The organism is Novosphingobium sp. GV079, from assembly GCF_003058045.1.
GTDB classification, from domain to species: Bacteria; Pseudomonadota; Alphaproteobacteria; order Sphingomonadales; family Sphingomonadaceae; genus Novosphingobium; species Novosphingobium capsulatum.
Genome location: NZ_QBUE01000005.1, coordinates 1 through 24,023 on the forward strand (window position 1 = coordinate 1; position 24,023 = coordinate 24,023).

Annotated in this window: 22 protein-coding genes; 12 read left to right on the top strand and 10 right to left on the bottom strand. The window is 65.8% G+C overall.

Translation table 11 applies throughout. The annotated features are described in order from the left end of the window. Window positions 1–298: 298 nt before the first annotated feature. Window positions 299–451, top strand: a complete 153-nt coding sequence (locus tag C8K14_RS22605; protein WP_158271883.1) for a hypothetical protein — start codon at window positions 299–301, stop codon at window positions 449–451. 188 nt (window positions 452–639) lie between these two features. Further along, window positions 640–1,509: an antitoxin MazE-like protein gene (locus C8K14_RS07930; protein WP_107716310.1), complete on the top strand. Its 870-nt coding sequence runs from the start codon at window positions 640–642 to the stop codon at window positions 1,507–1,509. A 79-nt stretch (window positions 1,510–1,588) separates the two neighbouring features. On the opposite strand, the gene C8K14_RS07935 is transcribed toward C8K14_RS07930, so the two are convergent. Beyond that, entirely contained in the window at window positions 1,589–2,914 is a 1,326-nt protein-coding gene (locus C8K14_RS07935; protein WP_107716311.1) for a hypothetical protein, read from the bottom strand. A 354-nt stretch (window positions 2,915–3,268) separates the two neighbouring features. Between C8K14_RS07935 and C8K14_RS07940 the strand changes: the two genes are divergently transcribed. Beyond that, the gene (locus C8K14_RS07940) at window positions 3,269–4,168 is read left to right on the top strand and encodes an HNH endonuclease (protein WP_107716312.1); all 900 of its coding nucleotides are present in this window, start codon (window positions 3,269–3,271) and stop codon (window positions 4,166–4,168) included. 288 nt (window positions 4,169–4,456) lie between these two features. Here the strand turns inward: C8K14_RS07940 and C8K14_RS07945 are convergent, their stop codons facing one another. Then, a complete protein-coding gene (locus C8K14_RS07945) occupies window positions 4,457–6,289 on the bottom strand; it encodes a diguanylate cyclase (protein ID WP_233250971.1) in 1,833 nt (610 codons plus the stop codon). Window positions 6,290–6,364: 75 nt separating this feature from the next. Further along, window positions 6,365–7,177, bottom strand: a complete 813-nt coding sequence (gene mutM, locus C8K14_RS07950; protein WP_107716313.1) for a bifunctional DNA-formamidopyrimidine glycosylase/DNA-(apurinic or apyrimidinic site) lyase — start codon at window positions 7,175–7,177, stop codon at window positions 6,365–6,367. Between the two features lie 60 nt (window positions 7,178–7,237). On the opposite strand from mutM, the gene C8K14_RS07955 reads away from it, so the two are divergent. The 3 genes from C8K14_RS07955 to C8K14_RS07965 are packed head-to-tail and all read left to right on the top strand — an operon-like array spanning window position 7,238 to window position 10,758. Next, window positions 7,238–7,975 (top strand): class I SAM-dependent methyltransferase, encoded by a 738-nt coding sequence (locus tag C8K14_RS07955; RefSeq protein WP_022674590.1) that lies wholly within the window; start codon window positions 7,238–7,240, stop codon window positions 7,973–7,975. A 15-nt stretch (window positions 7,976–7,990) separates the two neighbouring features. Next, window positions 7,991–9,625: a 2-polyprenylphenol 6-hydroxylase gene (ubiB, locus tag C8K14_RS07960; RefSeq protein WP_107716314.1), complete on the top strand. Its 1,635-nt coding sequence runs from the start codon at window positions 7,991–7,993 to the stop codon at window positions 9,623–9,625. After that, the gene (locus C8K14_RS07965) at window positions 9,622–10,758 is read left to right on the top strand and encodes an acyltransferase (RefSeq protein ID WP_107716315.1); all 1,137 of its coding nucleotides are present in this window, start codon (window positions 9,622–9,624) and stop codon (window positions 10,756–10,758) included. The genes ubiB and C8K14_RS07965 overlap by 4 nt, the downstream gene beginning before the upstream one ends. Before the next feature lie 100 nt (window positions 10,759–10,858). On the opposite strand, the gene C8K14_RS07970 is transcribed toward C8K14_RS07965, so the two are convergent. Together C8K14_RS07970 and C8K14_RS07975 are read right to left on the bottom strand one after the other, a co-directional pair. Continuing rightward, window positions 10,859–11,263 carry a hypothetical protein gene (locus C8K14_RS07970; protein WP_233250972.1) on the bottom strand — a complete coding sequence of 135 codons (405 nt, stop codon included), beginning with the start codon at window positions 11,261–11,263 and terminating at the stop codon, window positions 10,859–10,861. 6 nt (window positions 11,264–11,269) lie between these two features. Then, the gene (locus tag C8K14_RS07975; RefSeq protein WP_107716316.1) at window positions 11,270–11,689 is read right to left on the bottom strand and encodes a hypothetical protein; all 420 of its coding nucleotides are present in this window, start codon (window positions 11,687–11,689) and stop codon (window positions 11,270–11,272) included. Window positions 11,690–11,840: 151 nt separating this feature from the next. Between C8K14_RS07975 and coaBC the strand changes: the two genes are divergently transcribed. The 4 genes from coaBC to C8K14_RS07995 all read left to right on the top strand — a co-directional run bounded on the left by coaBC (window position 11,841) and on the right by C8K14_RS07995 (window position 15,867). Continuing rightward, entirely contained in the window at window positions 11,841–13,070 is a 1,230-nt protein-coding gene (coaBC, locus tag C8K14_RS07980; RefSeq protein WP_107716317.1) for a bifunctional phosphopantothenoylcysteine decarboxylase/phosphopantothenate--cysteine ligase CoaBC, read from the top strand. Beyond that, window positions 13,067–13,546, top strand: coding sequence for a dUTP diphosphatase (gene dut / locus C8K14_RS07985; RefSeq protein ID WP_107716318.1), 480 nt, complete (start codon window positions 13,067–13,069; stop codon window positions 13,544–13,546). The genes coaBC and dut overlap by 4 nt, the downstream gene beginning before the upstream one ends. An 8-nt stretch (window positions 13,547–13,554) precedes the next feature. After that, window positions 13,555–14,688, top strand: coding sequence for a pyridoxal phosphate-dependent aminotransferase (locus C8K14_RS07990; RefSeq protein ID WP_107716319.1), 1,134 nt, complete (start codon window positions 13,555–13,557; stop codon window positions 14,686–14,688). A gap of 75 nt (window positions 14,689–14,763) precedes the next feature. After that, window positions 14,764–15,867, top strand: a complete 1,104-nt coding sequence (locus C8K14_RS07995; protein WP_107716320.1) for a helix-turn-helix transcriptional regulator — start codon at window positions 14,764–14,766, stop codon at window positions 15,865–15,867. Between the two features lie 71 nt (window positions 15,868–15,938). Here C8K14_RS07995 and rpsI read toward each other — a convergent pair whose 3' ends face one another. The 3 genes from rpsI to C8K14_RS08010 all read right to left on the bottom strand — a co-directional run bounded on the left by rpsI (window position 15,939) and on the right by C8K14_RS08010 (window position 18,234). Continuing rightward, window positions 15,939–16,484: a 30S ribosomal protein S9 gene (gene rpsI, locus C8K14_RS08000; protein ID WP_107716321.1), complete on the bottom strand. Its 546-nt coding sequence runs from the start codon at window positions 16,482–16,484 to the stop codon at window positions 15,939–15,941. Window positions 16,485–16,486: 2 nt separating this feature from the next. After that, window positions 16,487–16,966 carry a 50S ribosomal protein L13 gene (gene rplM / locus C8K14_RS08005; RefSeq protein ID WP_022675321.1) on the bottom strand — a complete coding sequence of 160 codons (480 nt, stop codon included), beginning with the start codon at window positions 16,964–16,966 and terminating at the stop codon, window positions 16,487–16,489. 158 nt (window positions 16,967–17,124) lie between these two features. Beyond that, window positions 17,125–18,234: a COX15/CtaA family protein gene (locus tag C8K14_RS08010; RefSeq protein WP_107716505.1), complete on the bottom strand. Its 1,110-nt coding sequence runs from the start codon at window positions 18,232–18,234 to the stop codon at window positions 17,125–17,127. Window positions 18,235–18,391: 157 nt separating this feature from the next. Here C8K14_RS08010 and C8K14_RS08015 point away from each other — a divergent pair, with 157 nt between their 5' ends. Both C8K14_RS08015 and thiS read left to right on the top strand, forming a co-directional pair. Then, window positions 18,392–18,766, top strand: coding sequence for a MerC domain-containing protein (locus C8K14_RS08015; RefSeq protein WP_022675323.1), 375 nt, complete (start codon window positions 18,392–18,394; stop codon window positions 18,764–18,766). 40 nt (window positions 18,767–18,806) lie between these two features. Then, complete coding sequence (gene thiS, locus C8K14_RS08020; RefSeq protein WP_107716322.1) at window positions 18,807–19,817, top strand: sulfur carrier protein ThiS; 1,011 nt, start codon at window positions 18,807–18,809, stop codon at window positions 19,815–19,817. A gap of 72 nt (window positions 19,818–19,889) precedes the next feature. Here thiS and C8K14_RS08025 read toward each other — a convergent pair whose 3' ends face one another. Together C8K14_RS08025 and C8K14_RS08030 are read right to left on the bottom strand one after the other, a co-directional pair. Continuing rightward, a complete protein-coding gene (locus tag C8K14_RS08025; RefSeq protein WP_022675325.1) occupies window positions 19,890–22,154 on the bottom strand; it encodes an NADP-dependent malic enzyme in 2,265 nt (754 codons plus the stop codon). 90 nt (window positions 22,155–22,244) lie between these two features. Next, window positions 22,245–23,873, bottom strand: coding sequence for a hypothetical protein (locus C8K14_RS08030; RefSeq protein WP_107716323.1), 1,629 nt, complete (start codon window positions 23,871–23,873; stop codon window positions 22,245–22,247). Between the last annotated feature and the right edge of the window lie 150 nt (window positions 23,874–24,023).

Below are 24,023 nucleotides of genomic sequence, written 5' to 3' on the forward strand. Positions count from 1 at the left end.
ATATCAGTCCATGCCATTGGTCACACCATCTTCTCGCAAGGACGGCGTGAATCACAACATACTGGTATCGCTCAACAACTTTCGGATCGGGCTCTAAGGCTTGAAAAGTCGGAAATCGGTATATCGCGGTCGGTGATAGTGCCGCACGCCGGCAGCAGTCCTGGCGGTCATGCGGCGTCGAGAGTCCCTGTAGTTCTCCGGGAGTGCGTCCGGTGGGTAGCGATACCATGGGATACGAAACGCGCAAGCGTACCAGCCTTCGAAGATGGTTTGATCCGCGACCATCTCGATGGCGCCAATGGCCGCGCGCTGGGTGGCGTTCCTGCCCGGCGCCTACACCGCGCGCGCCGATGTCTCGACGGTCGCGGCACACACCGCTGCCGTGGCGTCGCGTGTCGCCAGCGTCGTGGTCCAACCCGAGCCGGACGAGCACCCGCGTCTCGTCGCTTGATCCAAGACGGCCCAACCGCCGGAGCAACCGGCGGCCGGATCCTGACGCGGCGGATCCCGAAAATTTCGCCGCGCGGCATCGGAGCGGCCAAGCATACGACGCGAGCCGCTTTATTGCTGGGCCGTCCTTGCAAATGGCTTGCCCCAACCGATCTCTGTCGGCTTTCTCTTCACAACGGCCGTACCTCAATGTCGTCTACCAATCCTCCCCCTTCGTTCAGCGGCAAGTCGCCTGGCAGCGGCAGGCAGAAGGAGCGCGTGGTCGATGTGACGATCGTCGCCGATGGGCAGGAGAAGCGCCTGTTCACGGTTCGCGAGACAACCAAGGACGACCTGATCGTGGCGTTGAAGCGTGGTGCGCTAGCCGACGGCACCCCCAGGAGCGGACGCGCCGACGATGGCGTGCCATCGCTCATCAAGCAAAGCCGCTACACGATCCACCCGTCGAACGCGTCGCCGGCCGACAACCTCATCAACTATCATTACGACGGAAAGCATCGAGAGACGTTCAACGGGCGCTTCTGGACCGATGCGATCAAGCTGCACGATGGATTTGCGCCGGTCACGCAGGTATGGGTGCCGGACGTGCGCTCGCCCACCTTCGACCCACCGGCGCGAAAGGCCTCGGAAAGCGTCTCGCTCGGCACCTACGAGCCCGAACATTTCAGGGTCCGCTACATGGTTTTAATTTCCGCTCCCGGGCGGGCGTTCACCATGCCGAAAGGCGAGAATATCAACGAGACGTCGATCGTCTTCCGTCGCTTCAGGCTGACGATCTTGTGGAACTACGTCCCCTTTCCCTCCGATGCGCAGGGCCAGCATCTCGGCTGGGAGAGCGTCCGCGACGCTGACACGATGGGGGTCGAATACTGGACCGAGGACTTCCAGGTCCTCGCCTATGACTATTTTGCGCAAGAGGGAGTACGGCGCCTGCTCCAGCCGATCTACGCCGGTCATGCCTGGCTCAATCGCTCGTCGCGACATGGACGACTGAAACCCTATGTCGGCGCATTGAAGCTCCATCACATGGGGAAAGGTCCATTGTTCGACAACGGCTGACCACAGCCCGCCTGGCGCGGATGGACCGAAAAATCCGGCCGCGCGATCGCCCCGTTCCGGGTGCGGCCGCGCGGCTCAGTCAACGGAGGTGAACCCGCTCATTAGCCTCCGGGCTATTGAATACCCCCCCGTCGCGGAGCCGGCGAGCCTCCTCGAAATCTTCTTCGGTCCAACCGGATTTGTCATGGGCCGCCATGAGGATCGAGGTATCGCTGCCGCGTCCGTTCGGCAGCGCGACCCCCACAACGAGCGTCTGTTCGAACTGCCCTTGAACCGACAGGATATAGTCCATCAGCAGCGCTTGTATTGTCGCATCGGCGCGCTGCTCGCTCACGCCTTCGGGCGCATCTGGATGAATCAGCCAGACATAACGCAACTCCTTCCGGGTCGGTGACGGCACTGTCGACACCCAATAGGTCGATTGGTCCTTCTCCTGCAAAAGATCGTGGAGCTCATGAGCGATGATGCGTCGTGCAAAGCGACTTTCGGCGGCGAACAGCCGCATCACGAACTCATGCTTCGCGAAGGTCGGCACCTCGTACAGCGCGTGCCCCGCCGCATATTCCCCGTGATGAACGTTGATGATCCGGTCGATTACCCGACCCGGCTCGTCCAGGCCGCGCCGGCGTCCGGGCGTCTCGCTCGTCGCATACATTTCCCATAAGCCATCGACGATCGTCTCGAGTGGCGGCACCGAAGGCAGGCCCGGCGGCTCGTCGTCCCAGCCGATCAGCGCAGCCGCGAGCAGGTTCTTTTCGACGAACTCGTACCCCTCGGCCTCCTGCAATCGCCGCGCTCGCCCCTTGAGATAGGCAAGGAAGTCGGGCGCCGTGTCGAGCTGTTCCAGCAGCAGGTCGATGGTCGGCCCGTCGAAGACATGGACGACCTGGCCGGCGATCTCGAGCGGCCCGATCACGAACGGCTCATCCGCAGCGTCCAAACGGTAGATCAGCTCGGGCCATTCCGCCGGCACCGCTTGTGGATCGGTGTCGGGCCGCGTGATCGCCACAAGATGGAAGCGCTTGTTGGCGATCGGGGCGAGATCGTGGAGGATCGGCGTTCGTGCGCGCGCATCGGCGAAGACGGTATCCGCGGCGCGCTCAATACGCTGGATCGCCGTCTTAAGCTGGCGCATCCCCCCGGACACCGTGGCTCTGTACCAGCGCGGCCACGCGATCTCGATCGGCTTGTCGAGCGCGAAGCGCGACGCCTTGTCCGAGATCACGATGATATCGTCGCCGAACGGCACGATCAGGTCGGTCAGCTCTTTGCCGGGCGCATAGAATGTGTTCGGAATGGCCCAGAGGCTCAGGAATGTGCGGTCTGCCAGTTCCTTGAGATAGCTCTCGGACGCACTCTTCGACATGACCTCTTCCTCGCCGGCCACGCACTGCCGCGCGCCCATGTTGGTGAGATAGTATGGCCATGGTCGTGATTGAAAGCCCCATCATCCGAATGTCCGCTGCTGGCTAGACTCGCCGTTCGACAGGCCACGAGGGAACAAAGTCCCACGCCCCGTCATTTATGTGCCGCGTGGCAACGGTGAACGAACGACAGGTTCCGACACCCCAGTCCGGGGCACTGAACGGCGCCTTTCGCGGCGGCAATTCCCTGACTGGCGCTCACCCGCTGTTGGCGGCTCACACCCGGACAACACGATTCGATCGGCAGCCAATAAGGCTACGACGTCATACTACCCAATCTTAAGCCGCGAACTTTAACCTTTTTCGACAGGCTGCCTTCGGGCTATCTTTCTGCCATGGCATTCGGCGTGTTCATCCATCGGTCTGATTCGATCTACGACGACACCCCGGCCGAGCGATACCAGTTTCCGAAACAGTATCTGGAGCGCGCCCGAGCCTGCGTCGGCGACTGGATTATTTACTACGAGCCGAGAAAGGTTACAGGCACGCGAGGCTACTACGCAGTGGCCAAAGTCGAGCGTATCATCGCCGACCCGACAACGTCCGGCATGTACCTCGCTCTGATCGCGCCCGGCAGCTATCTAGATTTCGCAAGCCCTGTTCCATTTTCTGATGAAGATGGGCCGATCGAACGCGGCCTACTCAACGAGGTTGGAGCCATTTCCGGGCGAGCTCAAGCCGCCGTTCGAGGCCTGTCTTCCAGCGACTTTAATCGTATCGTGGCCGCCGGACTGGCCGATGAGAAGCCGCTGCTGCCACGGACAGATTTCCTAATCGACGAACAGATTGTTCGTGAAGAGTCAGCCCCCTTTGTGTTCGATGAGGCTAGGGAACGCGTTTCCGCTATCGTTTCCCGCATAGTGCGCGATCGCGTGTTTCGCCGAATTGTGTTGCGAGCCTATGATGAACGCTGTGCCGTCACCGGCCTAAAGCTCATCAACGGTGGCGGGCGGGCCGAAGTTGAGGCCGCTCACATCCGCCCCGTGGAAGCTAGTGGGCCTGACATTGTGAGCAACGGCTTGGCCCTTTCCGGCACCGCACATTGGATGTTCGACCGAGGTCTGATTGGACTGGACGACGACATGCGCATCATGATTTCGCGGCAGGCCAATGATCCTGACAGCATCCGATCGGTCATCAATGCCACTGGCCGAATCTTGCTGCCACAGCGCGAAGCTGATCGCCCGCATCCGCAATTTGTCAGGTGGCACCGGGAGCACCGCTTCAAGCTCTGAAGCTGCTGCTGCGTTTTCTAGGCGGTTGTCGTACCGAATTTGTTCCCCTCCTCCGGTGCCAATCAGCGACGGAATGAGGCGCGAAGATATGGTCTGCGACTCGGCCGAATCGGGTATTGGATTCCGCTCGTGAGAACCGAACCGGGTCACATTTTCCTTGACAGGGGCACGCTTGATGGACCGATTTCCGAATCACACAACATACTGAAATCATATCAAATTGTTAGTTTATCAATTCGATTCCCGCTACCCCGTGGCTCTGCGCCATCTGTGCAGCAGGCCGATGCCTCAGGCCGCCAAGGCTTGCGGGTCGATCACCAGGCGGTTGCGGCCGTCGCGCTTGGCGGCGTAGAGTGCGGCATCGGCGGCCTTGAGCAGGGCCACGCCTTCGCGGTCCATGCCGGGCGCCCAGGTGGCGAGGCCGAACGACATGGTGACCGAACCCAGGGCGCGTTCGCCTTGGCGCACCGTCAGCAGGCTGATCGCCTGGCGCACTTCTTCCACCCGGGCGGACAGCACGTTGGCGTCCGTCGCCGGCGCGATCACCACGAACTCCTCGCCGCCAAAGCGGCAGACCACATCGCCATCGCGGAAGCGGCGGCGCAGTTCGGCGGCCACGGTCTGCAGTACCTGGTCACCGGCATCGTGGCCAAATTCGTCGTTGAAGCGCTTGAAGTGGTCGATATCGCACATCACCACGGTGAGCGGCGCGCCCGAGCGGGAGGCGCGGGCCATTTCCAGGGCCAGCGTTTCTTCCAGATAGCGGCGGTTGAACAGACCGGTCAGCGGATCGCGGATGGTCTGTTCGCGCAGCCCGCGTTGCAGGCGGTGGTTGACCAGGGCCGAGGCGATGTTCTCGCTCAACACTGCCAGGCGAAAGCGGCTTTCGGTGCCGATCGTGCCTTTGAGATAGAGCACCCCGATCACCTCACCGCCAGCCAGCAGCGGTTCGCAATGGTAGTGATCGGCCCCGGCGCCGACATGCGGGCACACGATGTCAGAGCCGGGCTCGTCCACATAGTGGCTTTGCCCGCGCCGCAGTGCCCAGCATTCCTCGGGCGCGAAGCCGGCCTGCTGCGCTTCCAGGCCGCCCCAGGTGGCGGTGGGCACGAGCAGGTTGCGCGAATTGTTGTGCACGAACAGCGCGCCGGGAATCTGCGGCAGCACGCGCGGCACGAACACGCGGATGATCGCGGCGAGTTCATCGTCGGTGCGCGCGGCCTGCATGCGATGCGCCATGCCGCCCAGGATCTCGATCACCTCGCCCCGTTCGCGCAGGGTATCGGCGTTGTGGCTGAGCGCGGCATTGGCGGCCTGAAGGTTTTCGGCCGCCTCGGCCTGGTTGGCCACGGCGCGTTGCAGTTCATCGGCCATGGCGTTGTAGCCACTGGCCAGCCGCTCGAACTCACGCGAGCCCATTTCGCCCGAAATGCGCGCGTGCCGCTGCCCGGCGCCAAGATCGCCCATCACCGCCAGCATCGCCCCCACCGGGCGGCGGATGCGCAGGATCAGCGAGCGCGCCACCAGCGCCAGCATCAGCAGCGTCAACGGCGTGCCGAGAATGACCAGCCAGCGCGTGACGCGCAGCAATTGCTCCACCGCTGCCATGCGATCGGCCGCCAGCGCCCGCTCGTCGAGCAGCAGGTCGTTCACCTTGGCATCGACCAGTTGCATCAGTTCCAGCCCGCGCCCGGCCGCTGTCGCCTCGCGCGCCTGGTCGAACGCGCCGCGGCGCGCCAGGTTGGCGGTCGCCTCCAGCGTATCGGCGCGGCCATTGACCAGCACCTGCAACTGGCGCGCCCGCTCGTTCTGTTCGCCGTTGTCGGTCGTCAGGGTGACCAGTTCCGCACTGTCGCGCCGTGCCGCCGCCAGGGCCGGGCCAACCGCGCGGGCGAAATCTGGGTTGTGCGTCAAGGTAAAGCCGCGCTGGCCGGATTCGGCCACGCGCAGGCTGCCCAGCGCATGGTTGGCCGTGCGCAGCACGCGCGACGAGTGATCGAGCCAGCCCAGGTTGTTGTGCATCTGCACCGTCACCGCCAGCAGCGCGCCAGCCAGAATCACGATCAGCCCGGCCAGCGCCGCACACAGCAAAAGGATACGATGAGACAGCGATCCGACCAAGGCGACCCAACCTGTTTTGACCCGAAGGCGTGGTGTAACAGACGCGCCGCTAAAGAGAAATCGACCTCGGCAATGTTACTTTTGACACACGCTGCAAAAAAACGTCGATCGCCCGCCCTGCACCACGCGCGCCACTGGCCGGCCGCAGGCGCATGGATCGCCCTCGCGGCCATAGACCAGGAAATCCTTGGCGAAGTAGCCCAGTTCGCCATCGGGCCGGGCATAATCGCGCAGGGTCGAGCCGCCCGCCGCAATCGATTCTTCCAGCACCGCGCGGATTTCCGGCACCAGCCGCTTGAGCGCGGGTAGCGTGACCGTCCCGGCCTCGCGCTCGGGATGGATGCGCGCACGATGCAGCGCCTCGCACACATAGATGTTGCCGAGCCCGGCGACGATCCGCTGGTCAAGCAGCATGAGCTTGATCGCGGCGATGCGGCCGGCAAAGGCGCGGGCCAGGTGCTGCGGCGTGAGCCCCGGCCCTAGCGGCTCGGGGCCCAGCGCGGCAAACGGCGCCCAGGCATCGAGCGCGTCGTCGTCAACCAGGTCAACCGAGCCGAAACGCCGCGCATCGTTGAGCGCGAGGACATGCCCGTTGCCGGTTTCGAGCACCAGGTGATCGTGCTTGCCGATCTCGTCTGGGTCGATTCGCCAGCGCCCCGACATGCCGAGGTGAAACACCACAGTGCGTGCGCGGTCGGTGTGGATCAGGCCATATTTGGCGCGGCGCGACAGCCCGCTGACCCGCGCACCGGTCAACGCCTGCGCCAGGTCTGGCGGAAACGGACGGCGCAGATCGGCGCGGCGCACGGATACGCGGGAAATCGTCTCGCCGGCAAGAATGCTCGCCAGCCCGCGAACGGTGGTTTCAACCTCTGGTAGTTCGGGCATCGTGCGCTCCTGCTATCATGCTTTGCGCCTGCGGCAATTCCCCTTTAAAGGCCCTGAACCATGACCAGCCCGGATAGCGTGTCCTTCGGTTACGAGGACGTCACCCCTGAGGAAAAGACCGCCCGCGTCGGTGCGGTGTTTTCCAGCGTCGCCAAAAAGTACGACGTGATGAACGATGCCATGTCCGTCGGCATGCACCGCGTGTGGAAGGACCGCTTCGTGGCCCGCGTGAAACCGCGCGAAGGCGAGCAGATCCTCGACATGGCCGGCGGCACCGGCGACATCGCCTTTCGCATGGCGCGCGAGGGCGCCTCGATCACGGTTTCCGACATCAACCAGGACATGCTCGACGTAGGCATCGAGCGAGCGATGGAGCGCGGCATCGACGGCCTGGTATGGTCGCGCCAGAATGCCGAGGAACTCTCGTTCGGCGATCGCTTCTTCGATGCCTATACGATCGCGTTCGGTATCCGTAACGTGACCCGCATCGACCAGGCCCTGGCCGAGGCGCACCGCGTGCTCAAGTTCGGCGGGCGGTTCTTCTGCCTGGAATTTTCCACCACGCAGTGGCCCGGCTTTGCCGAAGTCTATGATGCCTATTCGCACAAGCTGGTGCCCAAGATCGGCCAGGCCATTGCCGGCGATGCGGAATCCTATCGCTACCTGATCGAATCGATCCGCCGCTTTCCCAAGATGGGTGAATTCGAAGGCATGATCAAAGCCGCCGGGTTCCGCCACACCAAGGTGGAGCCGATCCTGGGCGGCCTGGTGGCAATCCACTCTGGCTGGAAAGTCTAAGCGAGCGCCTTTGCCGTGACCCGTCCTGCCACCCACATCCGCCGCCTGCTGGGCTGGGGCCGCATCCTGGCGCGCCACGGCGCGTTGCGCCTGCTGGAAGAAAGCCCCAACACCCCGGCGCCGGTGCGCCGGCTGTGCCGCATCGCCCGGTTCGGCACGCGCCAGCCGGTGGTGCCCGATTATGCCGGTGCCTTTCGCGCGATCGGCCCGGCGGCGATCAAGCTGGGGCAAACGCTGGCCACCCGGCCCGACCTGGTGGGCGAGGAAGCGGCGCGCAATCTGCTCGCCCTGCAGGACAAGCTGCCCCCGGTCGATTTCGCACTGATCCGGCGCGAGATCGAAACGAGTTTCGAACGCCCGCTGGAAAGCCTGTTTTCGCGCTTTGACGAAGAACCGGTCGGCGCCGCCTCGATCGCGCAGGTCCACCAGGCCTGGACGGTCGACGGGCGCAAGGTGGCAGTCAAGGTGCTGCGCCCCGGCGTGCGCGAAAAGCTGGCCCGTGATATCGAGACCTATGAATGGGCCGCCGCGCACCTGGAGGCGCTGGGTGGCGAGGCCGGGCGCCTGCGCCCGCGCCTGATCATCGCCAATTTCAAGCGCTGGACCGCGCGCGAGGTGGACTTGCGCCGCGAGGCGGCCAGCGCGTCGGAACTGGCCGATGCCATGCATGCCTTTCCCGGCTATCGCGTGCCCGGCATCGATTGGGACCGCACCAATGGCCGCGTGATGACGCTGGACTGGATCGATGGCGTCAAGATCAGCAATCTCGAAGCCATCGATGCCGCCGGCCACGATCGCAAGGAAATGGCCAGCCGGCTGGTGCTGGCCTTCCTGACCCAGGCGATCAGCGGCGGCTATTTCCATGCCGACATGCACCAGGGCAACCTGTTCGTGGAGGCCGATGGCACGATCACCGCGATCGATTTCGGCATCATGGGCCGGATCGACCGTCAGGCGCGGCAATGGCTGGCCGAAATTCTCTATGGTCTGACCACGGGCGACTACAAGCGCGTGGCCGAAATCCATTTCGAGGCGCAATACGTGCCGAGCTATCACTCGGTGGACGAGTTTGCCACGGCGCTGCGCGCGGTGGGCGAGCCGATGCGCGGCCGCCCGGTGAAAGACCTTTCGGTCGGCCAGATGCTCGACGGGCTGTTTGCCATTACCCGCGATTTCGACATGCAGACCCAGCCGCACCTGCTGCTGCTGCAAAAGACCATGGTCATGGTCGAAGGGATCGCGCAGCAGCTCGACCCCGATATCAACATGTGGGAAACGGCAGCGCCGTTCGTGCGCAACTGGATACGCGACGAACTGGGGCCAGAAGCCGCGATTGCCCAGCGCGTGCAGGATGATGCCGCCACGCTGCTGCGCGTGCCGGCGCTGATCCGCCGGATCGAGGAACGCTTCCCGCCCAAGGGCGGTGCGCCCGAAGCCCCACCCCTGCCCCATGTCGACCTGATGTGGGAACGCAAGCGCCGCGATGGCCAGGCGCAGGGCGGGTCGGGTGGCTGGGCCGGGTTGGTCCTGGCCGCAGCCCTCGGTGCAGCGGCAGTGCTGGGGCTTCAGGCCTGGCACCATCCGCATCCGCCCCATCCGCAAGATATGCCGCCGCCACCGCCGGCCGATGATTGGCATCGCCATCCGTGAACGCGGCTGCCGGTCCTGCACCGCGCCCGGCACCGTTGCCCGGGCTGCGGCTGGCCAAGCGCCATTTCAACGCGCTTGACCTGTCACGCGTCATTGCCGCGTTCTTCGTGCTGTTCTGGCATTACCAGCATTTCTTCGTGCCGCCGGTCGGCTATGGCTTTCACGTCAACCGCGCCGCGATGATCCCGCTCTATCACCCGCTGCGCTGGCTGTTCGATTATGGCCACATGGCGGTGCAGTATTTCTGGGCGGTCTCGGGCTTTGTCTTTGCCCATGTCTATTTTGCCGACAGCACGGCGATGCAGCGGTTCTGGCTGGCCCGCGTGGCGCGGCTGTGGCCGCTGCACCTCTTGACGCTGGTGCTCGTGGCCGGGTTGCAGGCGATCTATACCCACATCAACGGCACGGCGTTCATCTATCACGAGCAGGACTGGAAGCATTTCCTGCTCTCGATCCCCTTGGCGCATTACTGGGGTTGGCAGCACAACCAGTCGTTCAACGGGCCAAGCTGGTCGCTTTCCACCGAGATCCTCGCCTATGCGGCGTTCTGGGTGCTGCTGCCGGCGATGCGCCGCGCGCCTTTGCTGGTGTCCTTGCCAGTGGCGGTGATCGTCCTGCGCCTGTTCTTCCTGGGCTGGCCCGACGAGCCGGTGCTGACCTGCATCGGCTATTTCTTCATGGGCGTGGCGGTCTATGCCGCCGCGCTCAGGGGGTGGCTGCCGGTGCCGGTGCTGCTGGGCAGCGCAGTGGCCTGCGTTGCCGCCGCCTGGATCGCCACCACCCGCTACCACGCCGAAGACGCCACGATCCTGGCGGGCACGTTTGCCGTGCTGTTTGCCACGCTGGCGATCGACCTGGCCGACAAGCGCGACCTGCTCGCCTTTGGCCGGCAGTGGGGCGAGGCGTCTTATGGCATCTACCTGTGGCATTTCCCGATGCAGGTGGCGCTGGTACTGCTGATCGATGCCACGCTGGGCAGCCGCGCGATCGCGCAGCAACCGGCATTCCTGATCTTCTTCCTGGTCGCCGCCGTCGCCGCCGGTTTTGCCTCGCACCGCTGGATCGAACGACCGGCGCAAAAGGCGGTGCTGCGCTGGGCGGGGCGATGGAGTGGCAAGGCCGCTCGGGCGTAGCGCTGGCGGGCTTCGACAAGCTCAGCCCGAACGGGGATCGGAGCCAGTTCCTTGCACTCCGGCTCCGTTCGCCCTCAGCCTGTCGAAGGGCAAAAGCGCCCTACCCCGCCAATTCCCCCACGCGGTGGTGGGGCAGGATGCGCCATGCCGCGCCCAGCAAGATGACGTGCAAGGCTTCCACCGCCATGGGCTGCGCCCATCCCGGATAGGCGCCGGCCAGCGCCAGATCGAGCGCCCGGCCAATCAGCGCGACGCCAAACAGCAGGCCTGGCACCAGCAGCAGATCGCCGTTGCGGCGCCAGGCGCCAACCATCATGCACAGCGCCGCCACGCCGAAAAATGCGGTGAAATCGGCGCGGATCGTGGCCCAGCCGGCCGGAACCGCCGCGCTCACGCCCAGGATCGACGCACCGGCGTGGGGCGTGAACAGGAACGAAGCGGCCATGAAGACATCGAACAGGCCGAGCAGGAATACCAGCGCCGTCAGGGCAAAGCGGATCGGCATCGCGGTTCAGGCCAGGTTGGCACGGTGCGGCGCGGGGGCAGGTGCAGGCACCGCGTCTTCATCAGCCTGGCGGAATACGTGTCGCGCGCCCAGCAGCAGGGCAATATGCGCCACGTCCAGCACCATCGGCAGCAGCCAGTTGGCATAGGTGCCGAAGGCGACGAGATTGACCAGCCGTTCGGCCAGGGCGCCGATGAAGATGAACGTGGGTACCAGCAGCAGATCGCCGTTGCGCCAAAGTGCGCCGACGATCATCGCCACCGCGGCCACGCTGAAGAACGAGGTGCAATGCGCGCGGATGATCGAAAGACCATGCGCCGCGCGCGCCAGTTCGGCGCCATCATGCGGCGTCAGCAGCGAAGAGCCGACAATGATCAGATCCACCAGCCCGGCCAGCAGCACGAGCGCGGTCAGCACCACACGCATCGAGTCTCTCCAACGCCCTGTTCTATTTGTCGCAAGTCTGACAAACTTTTGGACGGCTTGCAAAGAAAATGAACGACGCAAATCCGCCGTTTTCGCCCCATCCTGGCGCAAAACCTTGCGCCTGCCGCGGCAAGGCGGCACAAGCCGCGTCATGCCATCCACGCGTATCCTGCTGATCGTCGGAGGCGGCATTGCCGCCTACAAGGCCTGCGAACTCGTCCGCCTGATCCGCAAGGGCGGGGGCGATGTCACCTGCGTGCTGACCGAGGGCGGCGCCCATTTCGTGACCGCGATGACGCTGGCCGCGCTCAGCGAAAATCCCGTGCACACCACGCTGTGGGATCTGAAGAACGAAGTGGAAATGGGCCATATCCAGCTGTCGCGCCAGGCAGACCTGGTGGTGGTGTGCCCGGCCACGGCCGATCTGCTGGCGCGCATGGCCGCCGGCATTGCCGACGATCTTGCCACCACGCTGCTGCTCGCCACCGACAAGCCGGTGCTGGCCGTGCCGGCGATGAACGTGCGCATGTGGCAGCATGCCGCCACCGTGCGCAACGTCGCCACCTTGCGCGCATCGGGCGTGACCGTGGTGGAACCCGATGTCGGCGCGATGGCCTGTGGCGAATTCGGCCCCGGCCGCCTGCCCGAACCCGAGGCGATCTGGGCGGCGATCCAAGACGAGTTGTCCGACAGCGCCAGCCCGTGCGCCGCATCCACCCCTGGTCCACTCGCCGGGCGCCATGTTCTGGTCACCGCCGGACCCACCCATGAACCGATTGATCCGGTGCGTTATATCGCCAACCGATCGAGCGGGCGGCAGGGCTTTGCCATTGCCGCCGCCGCCGCGCAGGCCGGCGCGCGCGTGACGCTGGTGGCCGGGCCCGTCACCCTGCCCACGCCGCTCGGCGTTGATCGCGTCGACGTGGAAACCGCGCGCGAGATGGCTGCGGCGGTGGATGCTGCCCTGCCTGCAGACGTCGCGGTGATGGTGGCGGCCGTGGCCGATTGGCGCACGGCCGATGCCCCGGCGCACAAGCTCAAAAAGGATGGCAGCGGCACCCCGCCGCCGCTCGCCCTGGTGGAAAATCCCGATATCCTCGCCACGCTGTGCCGCGATCCGCGCCGGCCCGCGCTGGTGGTTGGCTTTGCCGCCGAAACCAATGATGTCATTGCCCACGCCGTGGCCAAGCGCGCGCGCAAGGGGGCAGACTGGATCGTGGCCAACGACGTTTCGGGCGACGTCATGGGCGGGATGGCCAACACCGTCCACATCATCGATGCCGAGGGCGTGGACAGCCTGCCCGAAATGCCCAAGGACGCCGTGGCCCAGGCCATCGTCGCCCGCATCGCCCACACCCTTGCCAACGGAACACCCGCATGACCGTCTCATCGCATTCCAGCCCGGTCCCCATCATGTTCAAGCGCCTGCCGCATGGCGAGGGGCTGCCCCTGCCCGCCTATGCCACCGATGGTGCTGCCGGGATGGACGTGGTTGCGGCCGAGGATCTGGACTTGGCGCCGGGCGCCCGCCATGCCGTGGCCACTGGCCTGGCCCTGGCGATCCCGTACGGGTTTGAAATCCAGGTGCGGCCGCGCTCGGGCCTGGCGCTCAAGCACGGCATTTCCGTGCCCAATGCCCCCGGCACCATCGACAGCGACTATCGCGGCGAACTCAAGATCATCCTGATCAACCACGGCAGCGAAAGCTTTTCGATCCAGCGCGGCGATCGCGTGGCGCAACTGGTGCTGGCGCCGGTGGTGCGGGGCACCTGGCTCGAGGTGGGCGAACTGGACGATACCGCGCGCGGTGCCGGTGGCTTTGGCTCGACCGGCGGCGTGGTGGCCCTGGGCAATTGAGTGCGCGCATGAACCTGCCCGATTTCCGGCTTGAGGCCTATTTCTCGCACTGGGAATTCGCCGCCCGCCACCACCTGACCGCATCCGACGCGCAAAGCATGACGGTGCGCGAACTACTGGCGCTGGCCGATCCGGCCGATGCCGCCGCCTTCGATGCGCAATGGCTGGGCTATACCCAGACGTTCGGCGCGCCGGTGCTGCGCGCAGAAATCGCGCGCACCTATGACACCATGACGCCTGACAACGTGCTGTGCTTTGCCGGCGCGGAAGAGGGCATCTATGTCGCCAACCACGTGCTCTTGGGTGCAGACGATCACGCCATCGTCATCACGCCCAATTACCAGGCCGCCGAAACCGTGCCGCTCTCGCTTTGCGCCGTCACCGGCGTACCGCTCGATCCCGACCAGGGCTGGCGGCTCGATCTCGATCGCGTGGCCGCCGCCATCCGCCCCAATACGCGGCTGGTGTCGATCAATTTCCCGCACAATCCCACCGGCTGCATCCCCGATCGTGCCACGCTCGATGGGCTAGTGGCGCTGTGCCGCCGCCACGGCATCTGGCTCTTCAGCGACGAGGTCTATCGCCTGCTCGGCCCCGACCCGGCGCGGCACCTGCCGCAAGTGGCCGATATCTATGAGCGCGGCCTGTCGCTCAATGTGCTGTCCAAGGCCTATGGCCTGCCGGGGCTGCGCATCGGCTGGATCGCCTGCCAGGACCAGGAACTGCTCTCGCGCATGGAGCGGATGAAGCACTACCTGTCGATCTGCAACTCTGCGCCGAGCGAAGCGCTGGGCATCATCGCCCTGCGTGCAGGCGAGCGCATCGTTGGGCGCAACAACGCCCTGGTGCTCGCCAACCTTGCACTACTCGATGCGTTCTTTGCCGATTATCCGCACCTGTTCGAATGGACGCGATCGGATGGCGGCTGCGTGGGCTATCCGCGCTGGCGCGGACCGGGTACGGTGGACGCGTTCTGCGAAGACCTGGTGACCCAGGCCGGCGTGCTGTTGCTGCCTTCGGGCATCTATCATTCCGAACTGGGCCCCGTCCCCACCGACCGGTTCCGTATCGGCTTTGGCCGGGCCAACGTGCCCGACAGCATCGCGGCCTTCCGCGCCTATCTCGAAAAGCGGCAGCTCTGATCAGGCCGGCTGTTTTCCTGTCACAATCTGCGCTAACCTTACCGTGGGGAACGGCGGGCAGGTGATTTGGCGGGCATGTTCGATGCGGGGCTGATCGGCGATATCTATGAAGCGGCGGCCGTGCCCGAACGCTGGCTGGCGGTATTGCAGTCCCTGGCCGAGCGAATGGGCGCACAAGGCAGCAACCTGATCCGCATCGGCCCGCAAGGCATGGCGATCACCTCCACCGATGGCGTCCGCGCCATGACCGAGGCGTTCATGGAGCAGGGCTTCAACGCCCACAACACGCGCGTGGGCCGCCTGATGGAACGCGGCGCGCATCCCGGCTTCCTGACCGACAGCGACCTGCACACCTCGCAAGAACTGGCGACGCTGCCAATCTATGCGCAATTCCTCACGCCGCACCGTGCCGACGCCGGCGCGGCAACGCTGGTTCAGGGCGCGGGGGACGATGGCCTGATCCTGGCAGTGGAAGGCTTTTCCAGCCATGCCGCCTCGCGCACGGCGGCGCGCCAGCTCGACAGCCTGCGGCCGCACCTGGCCCGCGCCCTGGCGCTGAGCGCGCAATTGCGGATGCAGCGCCTGTCGGCCGCGGTCGGTGCGCTGGAACTGGTGAGCGTGGCAGCGGCGGTGATCGATCCGGTTGGCCGGATCGAGGCGATGAACGCCCTTTTCACCCAGGCGATGGACCACCTGCTGACCCAGCGCGCCGGCGCCCTGCGCGCCCTGCACCCTGCCTGCGACAGCCAATTGCGCGCCGCGATCATGGGATTGCAGGCCGGCAGCGGCAACCCCGGCGGTGCCTCGCTGCCCTTGCGCGACGCGGCCGGCCTGGCCCGCCATGCCCTGCACCTCGTGCCGCTGCGCGGGGCTGGCCACGATGCCTTTGACAGCGCCGGCGCGGTGATCATCCTGGCCAGCGCCGGCAATCCCAGCGTGCCGGGCGCCGACCTGATCCGCGCGCTGTTCGACCTGACCCCGGCCGAAGCCCGCGTCGCGCGGGCCGTGGCCCAGGGCCTGTCCCCCACAGATATCGCCCAGCGCCACGCCGCCTCGCCCGCCACCGTGCGCACCCAGCTCAAGCACGTTTTCGCCAAGACCGGCGTGACCCGCCAGAGCGAACTGGCCGTGCTGCTCGCCTCGCTGCGCAGCCCGGCCGATGCGGACGGGGCATGCTGACCCGCGCCTAACCCGCAAACAAAAAGGGCCGGCCCGAAGGCCAGCCCTTGATGTAGTCGTTGTCGAAGCGATTAGCGCTTCGAGAACTGGAAGCTGCGGCGTGCCTTGGCGCGGCCGTACTTCTTGCGCTCCACCACGCGGCTGTCGCGGGTGAGGAAGCCGGCGGCCTTCACGGCGCCGCGCAGCGCGGGTTCGAACTTCGAGAGAGCCTGAGCGATGCCGTGCTTCACGGCGCCAGCCTGGCCCGACAGACCGCCGCCCTTGACGGTGGCGATGATGTCGTACTGGCCTTCGCGGCCCGAAACCTGGAACGGCTGGTTGATCACCAGGCGCAGGGTCGGACGGGCGAAGTACACTTCCTGGTCGCGGCCGTTGACCACGATCTTGCCGCTGCCGGGCTTGAGCCACACGCGGGCCACGGCATCCTTGCGGCGGCCGGTGGCATAGGAACGGCCGAAGGCGTCGACTTCGCGATCGCGCAGCGGGGCGGTGGGAGCAGCAGGCGCAACCGGCGCGTCGCCTTCGGCGGCGGGCGCTTCGGCAGCAGCAGGAGCGGGCGTGGCAGACGTCAGGTTCTTGAGGTCGGCCAGGCTCGAGACGGTGTCGTTATCGGCCATGATCAGGCACCCACCTTGTTCTTGCGGTTCATCGAGGCGACGTCGAGCGCCACCGGCTGGGTGCCACCATGCGGGTGTTCGGTACCGGCATAGAGGTGCAGCGCACGCATCTGGGCGCGGCCGAGCGGACCACGGGGGATCATGCGCTCAACAGCCTTTTCCAGCACGCGCTCGGGGAAGCGACCACCCAGGACCTTGTCCGCGGTGACTTCCTTGATGCCGCCGGCATAGCCGGTGTGCTTGTAATAGGTCTTGGCCTTGAGCTTGTTGCCCGTCAGGCGCACCTTGTCGGCGTTGATCACGACAACGTGATCGCCGCAATCGACGTGGGGCGTGAAGCTGGGCTTGTGCTTGCCGCGCAGACGGTTGGCGATGATGACGGCGAGGCGGCCGACCACCAGGCCTTCGGCATCGATAAGATGCCAGTTCTTTTCCACCTCGGCCGGCTTGATCGACCGGGTGACCTTGCTGAGAGCCTTCATGGCTGTTCGGTTCCCTGGATGATGGGTTACCCCATCGCGTGCCAGACTTGGCACAAACGGGGTGAAGAACCGCGCCTTTGTTGCAAAGCGCCCCAAGAGTCAAGCAAACCGGGCCTTTGCGGAGAGGTAAAATAATACCTCTCCTAAAAATGCGCTGATCAGGCCGCGTTTTTGACCCGGCCCAGGGCATGCGCTCCCCACACCGTGCAGATCAGCAGGATCGCGCCGCACAGCTGGTGCAGCACCGCCAACCACAGCGAAACCCCGCTATAGACCGTGGCGATGCCCAGCAGCACTTGCGTGCCAAAGGCGCTGTGAATGGCGATGGAAGCCCGGCGCTGCCCTGCCCGGCGCAGCCGGCGCGCCATGACCACCAGCACGGCCACCACGGCCCAGGCCCACCAGCGGTGGAAGAAATGCACGAGATAGGGATCGCCGGTCAGCGTGGCCCAGGCGCCGCGCGCCCATTCCACGCCGGCAGGAAAGAAGCTGCCCTGCATCAATGGCCAGGCATCCCACGAAAACCACCCTGCGCCCGCGACGACGCCCGCGCGCAAGCCCGCCAGGAACGCGCCATAAACCAGCTGCAGCGCCAGCATGCCCAGCGCCAGTGCGCCCAGGCCCGTCAGCCGCGCCCGCGCCTCTCCCCGCGCCAGCGCGCGCAGGTCGAGCATGGTCCACACGATCCCGGCCAGGGTGAACAGCGCCACGCCCAGGTGGGTCGCCAGGCGATAGTGGCTGACCTTCACATCGTGGACGATGCCGGACTTGACCATCCACCAGCCCACCGCGCCCTGCAACGCGCCCAGCGCCAGCAGCGCAAGCAGCCGCGGCGCATAGCCGGCCGGGATCCTGCCGCGTAGCCAGAACCAGGCGAGCGGCACAGCAAATGCCAGGCCGATGGTGCGCGCCAGCAGGCGGTGCACCCATTCCCAGAAGAAGATGAACTTGTAGGTCGCCAGAGTCATGCCCGCCGGGCCGTTGACCAGGATATATTGCGGGGTCTGGCGATAGGCATCGAATTCGGCCTGCCACTGCGCCTGGGTCAAAGGCGGCAAGGCGCCGGAAACCACATTCCATTCGGTGATCGACACGCCCGATTCGGTCAGCCGGGTAATCCCGCCCACCACCACGATCGCCACGATCATCGCGGCCACCACGGCCAGCCAGCGCACAAGGCCCTGCGTCGGAACCGCCTGGGTGGCAGGTGCGCGCGGCGTGGCAGAAGCATGGGGCGCCGATGCAGGCGAAGCAGTGCGGGAAGCCATCATGGGCCGTTCTCTCGCGCCTTGCGCCAGGCCGCGCAAGTGGCATTTGGGGGAAGCGCGGATTTGCACCCCGTCGCCAACGGTCCTTCCCGTTGGGCCCCAACGGCCTTCCGTCAAAACGCTTGAATAATGATACAACATTACATATATGCGCGCCATGAACCAGGCACTCCTCACCCTGCGCAGCCGGCTCGACCGTTTCGGCGTGATCCTCTCGGGGCTGTGCATGATTCACTGCCTGGCCGGGCTATTCCTGGTTGGCGTGCTGGGCCTGGGCGGCGGCGTGCTGCTCAACCCCGAAATCCATCATATCGGCCTGGTCCTGGCGATCGTGATCAGTGCCGCCACGATCGGCATGGGCGCCTTGCGCCACGGTCATCGCCTGCCGTTGGCGCTGGGCCTGGCCGGGCTGGCGCTGATGACGGCAGCGGTGATGGTCGGCCATGGCGCGGCGGAATCGGTGCTGACCATCGCCGGCGTGCTGCTGGTGGCCTCTGCCCATGTGGTCAACATGCGGCGGAATGCCTGCTGAAGCCTTGCACCGTGCCGTGCCGTCGTTAAAGCACGCAGCCATGGCCACGAACCCGCAAAGCTCGACCCTGTCGCTCACGCTCAACGGCGAACCGCGCCGCGCTGCTCCCGGCACGATTGCCGATCTGGTGCGCACCCTGGACCTCGATCCGGCCAAGGTGGCCGTGGAGCGCAATGGCGATATCGTGCCCCGCTCCACCCTGGCGCAGGTGCCGCTTGCCGATGGCGACGTGCTGGAGATCGTGCATTTCGTCGGTGGTGGCGATGGCGATGGTGCGGCGCCGGACGATACCTGGACGGTGGCCGGCCGCACCTTCCGCTCGCGCCTGATCGTGGGCACCGGCAAGTACAAGGATTTTGCCCAGAACGCGGCCGCCCTGGCGGCCTCGGGCGCGGAAATCGTCACCGTCGCGGTGCGCCGGGTCAACGTGTCGGACCCCAAGGCGCCGATGCTGACCGACTATATCGATCCGCGCAAGGTCACCTACCTGCCCAATACCGCGGGCTGCTTCACCGCCGAAGACGCCATCCGCACGCTGCGCCTGGCGCGTGAGGCGGGCGGCTGGGACTTGGTCAAGCTGGAAGTACTGGGCGAGGCGCGCACGCTCTATCCCGATATGCGCGAAACCCTGCGCGCCACGGAAGTGCTGGCCAGGGAAGGCTTCCTGCCGATGGTCTATTGCGCCGACGACCCGATCGCCGCGCGCCAGCTGGAAGAAGCCGGTGCGGTGGCGATCATGCCGCTGGGCGCGCCGATCGGTTCGGGCCTGGGCATCCAGAACAAGGTGATGATCCGCCTGATCGTGGAAGGGGCCAAGGTGCCGGTGCTGGTCGATGCCGGCGTGGGCACGGCCAGCGATGCCGCCGTGGCGATGGAACTGGGCTGCACCGGCGTGCTGATGAACACCGCCATTGCCGAGGCCAAAGACCCGATCCGCATGGCCCGCGCGATGAAGGCCGCAGTCGAGGCCGGGCGCGATGCCTATCTCGCCGGCCGCATGGCCACGCGCCGCTATGCCGATCCGTCGAGCCCGCTCGCCGGGCTGATCTGATCGGATCAAACTTGCACAAAAAAGGGGGCGCAGACCGCATGGCCTGCGCCCCCTTTTTTGTCTTCAGCCCTGTCAGGCGGTGATGCCTGCCGCAGCCAGCACGGCCAGGGTCAGCAGGTCGGGTGCAGTTGCCGTCATCGGGGCGATCTGCACCGGCTTTTCCATGTTGAGCAGCATCGGGCCGATCATAGCGTTGCCGCCCAGCTCGCGCAGCAGCTTGGCCGAGATATTGGCCGATTGCAGACCAGGCATGATCAGCACGTTGGCCGGGCCCGACAGGCGGCAGAACGGATAGGTCTGCATGATGCGCGGGTTGAGCGCGGCATCGGGCGCCATTTCGCCTTCGTATTCAAAGCCCGGCTGGCGTTCATCGAGGATCGCGACCGCATCGCGCAGCGCATCGAGCCACTTGCCATAGGGATTGCCGAACGTGGAATAGGAAAGGAACGCCACGCGCGGTTCGTGACCCATGCGGCGGGCAACGGCGGCCGTCTCGATGGCGATATCGGCCAGTTCCTCGGCATTGGGGCGTTCATTGACCGTGGTATCGGCCAGGAACACCGTGCGGTTCTTGCCCACCATCAGGTGCACGCCGAACGGCAGGTGCCCAGGCTTGGGCCCCAGCACGCGGCGAATTTCCTTCATGGTCTGCGCAAACGGGCGGGTGGTGCCCGAAATCATCGCATCGCCATGGCCCAGCGCCAGCAGCAGCGCGGCAAAGACGTTGCGATCGTTGTTGACCATGCGGCGCACGTCGCGTTCCAGGAAGCCCCGGCGCTGCAGGCGCGGATAGAGGTAGGACACCATGTCTTCCACCAGCGGCGAGACATTGGAGTTGTGGATTTCAAAGCTGGACGGGTTGGACACGCCCAGTTCCGAAAGCTTGTCGAGCACGCCCTGGGTGCGGCCGACCAGCACCGGCGTACCATAGCCGAAATCGCGGAACTGGATCGCGGCGCGCAGCACCACTTCCTGCTCGGCCTCGGCAAAGACAACCCGCTTGGGGTTCTGCTTGACGCTGGCATAGACGTTGGTGAGCACCGAGGTCGTCGGGTTGAGCCGCGCCTTGAGGCTTTCGCGATAGGCTTCGAAATCCTCGATTGCCTTGCGTGCCACGCCGGTTTCCATCGCCGCCTTGGCCACGGCCGAGGAAACCCGCTCCATCAGGCGCGGATCGAACGGGGCAGGAATGATGTAGTCCAGGCCGAACTGGTGGTTCTTACCATAGGCCGCCGCCACTTCCTCGGGCACCGGCTCGCGCGCCAGTTCGGCGATCGCAGAAGCCGCGGCGATCTTCATTTCCTCGTTGATCGCAGTGGCCTGCACATCCAGCGCGCCGCGGAAAATGTACGGGAAACCCAGGACGTTGTTGACCTGGTTGGGATAGTCGGAACGGCCGGTGGCGATCACGCAATCCGGGCGCACGGCCTTGGCCGCGTCGGGATTGATTTCGGGATCGGGGTTGGCCATCGCGAAGATGATCGGCTGCGGCGCCATCTTCTTGACCCATTCGGGCTTGAGCGCATCGGCCGCCGACAGGCCCAGGAAAATGTCGGCGCCATCGAGCGCCTCTTCCAGCGTGCGGGCCGGGGTATCGACGGCGTGGGCGCTCTTCCACTGGTCCATGCTGTCGGTACGGCCGCGATAGATCGTGCCCGTGCGGTCGCACATGATCACGTTGTCGTGGCGCACGCCCATGGCCTTGATCAGTTCGGTGCAGGCAATCGCCGCCGCGCCCGCGCCGTTGACCACGACCTTGACCTCGGACATCGCGCGGCCGGTCAGGTGGCAGGCATTGAGCAGGCCGGCGGCGGTGATGATCGCGGTTCCGTGCTGGTCATCGTGCATCACCGGAATCTTCAGCCGCTCGCGCAGGGCCTGCTCGATGATGAAGCATTCCGGGGCCTTGATGTCTTCCAGGTTGATCCCGCCAAAGCTGGGCTCCATCAGGGCGACGGCCTCGATAAAGGCTTCGGGGTCTTCGGTGGCGAGTTCGATGTCGATCGAGTCGACATCGGCAAAGCGCTTGAACAGCACCGCCTTGCCTTCCATCACCGGCTTCGACGCCAAGGCACCCAGATTGCCCAAGCCCAGGATGGCGGTGCCGTTGGAAATCACCGCCACCAGGTTGCCCTTGGCGGTATAGTCATAGGCCGTGGCGGGATTGTCCGCGATGGCCAGCACCGGCACGGCCACGCCGGGCGAATAGGCCAGGCTGAGATCGCGCTGCGTGGCCATCGGCTTGGAGGCGATGATCTCGATTTTGCCAGGCCGGATCGTGTTGTGATAGAAAAGCGCTTCGCGTTCGGTGAAACGGACGTTGCTTTCCTCGGACATTCGCGCACTCCCGGCAGACTGGAAACTCGTCTTGCCCCCTTGCACATTCGAATGCGCTAGGGAAGGCTTGAGCGCGCACGAAATGATCCCTTACAAATCGCGCGCCTGCCATTTGGGCAGGCCCAGCGGCCGCACGGCAAACAGCAGGCTGCGCCCCTGCTGCCACACCAGGCGCAGGCGTGGATCGGGGTTGCGCGGCAGGCCGGTATCGATCAGCCAGACGTAATCGACCCGTTCCACCGGGGCAAAGCGCAGGGCCGAGTCGATCGAGCGCAGCCGCCCGCTGGCGCAGCGCCGCGACCACACGAATTCCGACGGATCGGCCGCGAAATTGCGCGCCGGGCGGAACCGCGGCACGACCATGTGCAGACCGGGTACGGCCCAGTTGTCGTTCACCCAGGCCTGGCGATAGACGCTAGCCAGGCTGGCGAGGTGATCGCGCCGGGTGTTGCGCCACGCTTCCTCCAGGCAGGAATGTTCCACGAACGTGAGGATGCGGGCGCCCGGCTCGATATGTTCGAGCGCGGATAGCTGCTGGCGATAGTCATCGGCATAATCGACGAAGCTGGCCGCCGTGACCACCGTGCGCAGGCCAAGCAGAACCAGCCCGGCATAGGCCACGGCGCGGGCCACGCGCGGGCGCGCGCCGCTCCAGTCCTGCAGGCCCAGCAACAGCATCATCGCCGGGGGCAGCAGGCGCACGTCCACAAAGGCGCTGCCGTTGATATCGCTCGGGATGATCACATAGAGGATCAGCACGCACAGCCCCGGCAGGCCGCGCTGCCAGTTCCACCGCCCGCCCAGCCAGAACCCGCCGAGCAGCAGGATATAGGCGGCGGCCGTGGTGATCACGTCGAGCGCAAACGACTGGTCGCGCAAGGTGATGCCCAGGAACACGCCCTTCTGTTCCCAGCGCCAGGCATTGAGGCTGCGCGCTGGTTCGGGCGAAAACAGCTTCCACAAGACGATGGTCAGCACCGTGGCGAGCAGCGGCCAGCACAGCACGATGAGGCGCCCGGCGGCGGCCTTCCAATCGTGCGTGGCGATCACCGTGCGCCAGCGCGACGGGCGCCACCAACCGGCCGGCAGGTTGTCCAGTTCGCGGCCAAAGGCATTGGCGCCCACCATCACCGCCAGCAGCAGCCCGCCGATGGCATGGCACAGCATCGCCAGCGGCTGGGCCACCACGAGCAGGCCGGCACGGTCGCGCGGGCGGTGCTCCAGCGCCATCGCCGCGGCAAAGGCGCACAGCGACAGGCCGGTGCCCAGGATGTAGTTGAGGAACCCGGTCAGCAGCGGAAAGCTGAACACCCACATCAGCGCCCAAGGCGCGCCGTGGCCGCCGCGGGCATTGGCCACCCGCACCGTGGCCAGGCAGCCGCCGGCAAACAGGCCCGTCGCCAGCACCGTGCTCCACCATCCGGCCGCCAGCACGCCCAACCAGCCGCCCAGCACTTTCATCAGCACGTCGCCGCCGATGTTGAGCGTGAACACCCACTTCCAGCCCAGATACTTGCCCAGCGGGCTGTCCGGCCCGGCCGCCTCGATCGCGGCGGCACCCATGTGGCCCGGCACGTCGATCAGCGGCGGCACATCGACCAGCACGAACGGAAAGCAGATCAGCAGCACGCCCAGGATGATCGCCGGCGTTGAAAGCCAGGGCAGACCCCCGCCGCGCCAATCGAGCAGAAACCGGAATCGCTGGGGGAAAACTTGCATCAGGCCTCTTTTGCGCTGCGTCGGGCTGGGGTGGAAACAGGGATGGATACTGGGCGTGGAGCGGCTGCCCTTATCACGCCGATGCCGCCATGGGGAGCCGTGACACCCGCAGGCCGCCCTGCCGGCCTATCCGGCCTGTTCATAAGGCCC

Excerpts from the sequence above, each read along its gene's own strand:
- C8K14_RS22605 (WP_158271883.1), top strand. The coding sequence starts at position 299 with ATGGCCGCGCGCTGGGTGGCGTTCCTGCCCGGCGCCTACACCGCGCGC.
- C8K14_RS07930 (WP_107716310.1), top strand. The coding sequence starts at position 640 with ATGTCGTCTACCAATCCTCCCCCTTCGTTCAGCGGCAAGTCGCCTGGC.
- C8K14_RS07935 (WP_107716311.1), bottom strand. The coding sequence starts at position 2,914 with ATGGGCGCGCGGCAGTGCGTGGCCGGCGAGGAAGAGGTCATGTCGAAG.
- C8K14_RS07940 (WP_107716312.1), top strand. The coding sequence starts at position 3,269 with ATGGCATTCGGCGTGTTCATCCATCGGTCTGATTCGATCTACGACGAC.
- mutM (WP_107716313.1), bottom strand. The coding sequence starts at position 7,177 with ATGCCCGAACTACCAGAGGTTGAAACCACCGTTCGCGGGCTGGCGAGC.
- C8K14_RS07955 (WP_022674590.1), top strand. The coding sequence starts at position 7,238 with ATGACCAGCCCGGATAGCGTGTCCTTCGGTTACGAGGACGTCACCCCT.
- C8K14_RS07970 (WP_233250972.1), bottom strand. The coding sequence starts at position 11,263 with ATGCCGATCCGCTTTGCCCTGACGGCGCTGGTATTCCTGCTCGGCCTG.
- C8K14_RS07975 (WP_107716316.1), bottom strand. The coding sequence starts at position 11,689 with ATGCGTGTGGTGCTGACCGCGCTCGTGCTGCTGGCCGGGCTGGTGGAT.
- coaBC (WP_107716317.1), top strand. The coding sequence starts at position 11,841 with ATGCCATCCACGCGTATCCTGCTGATCGTCGGAGGCGGCATTGCCGCC.
- dut (WP_107716318.1), top strand. The coding sequence starts at position 13,067 with ATGACCGTCTCATCGCATTCCAGCCCGGTCCCCATCATGTTCAAGCGC.
- C8K14_RS07990 (WP_107716319.1), top strand. The coding sequence starts at position 13,555 with ATGAACCTGCCCGATTTCCGGCTTGAGGCCTATTTCTCGCACTGGGAA.
- C8K14_RS07995 (WP_107716320.1), top strand. The coding sequence starts at position 14,764 with ATGTTCGATGCGGGGCTGATCGGCGATATCTATGAAGCGGCGGCCGTG.
- rpsI (WP_107716321.1), bottom strand. The coding sequence starts at position 16,484 with ATGGCCGATAACGACACCGTCTCGAGCCTGGCCGACCTCAAGAACCTG.
- rplM (WP_022675321.1), bottom strand. The coding sequence starts at position 16,966 with ATGAAGGCTCTCAGCAAGGTCACCCGGTCGATCAAGCCGGCCGAGGTG.
- C8K14_RS08010 (WP_107716505.1), bottom strand. The coding sequence starts at position 18,234 with ATGGCTTCCCGCACTGCTTCGCCTGCATCGGCGCCCCATGCTTCTGCC.
- C8K14_RS08015 (WP_022675323.1), top strand. The coding sequence starts at position 18,392 with ATGAACCAGGCACTCCTCACCCTGCGCAGCCGGCTCGACCGTTTCGGC.
- thiS (WP_107716322.1), top strand. The coding sequence starts at position 18,807 with ATGGCCACGAACCCGCAAAGCTCGACCCTGTCGCTCACGCTCAACGGC.
- C8K14_RS08025 (WP_022675325.1), bottom strand. The coding sequence starts at position 22,154 with ATGTCCGAGGAAAGCAACGTCCGTTTCACCGAACGCGAAGCGCTTTTC.
- C8K14_RS08030 (WP_107716323.1), bottom strand. The coding sequence starts at position 23,873 with ATGCAAGTTTTCCCCCAGCGATTCCGGTTTCTGCTCGATTGGCGCGGC.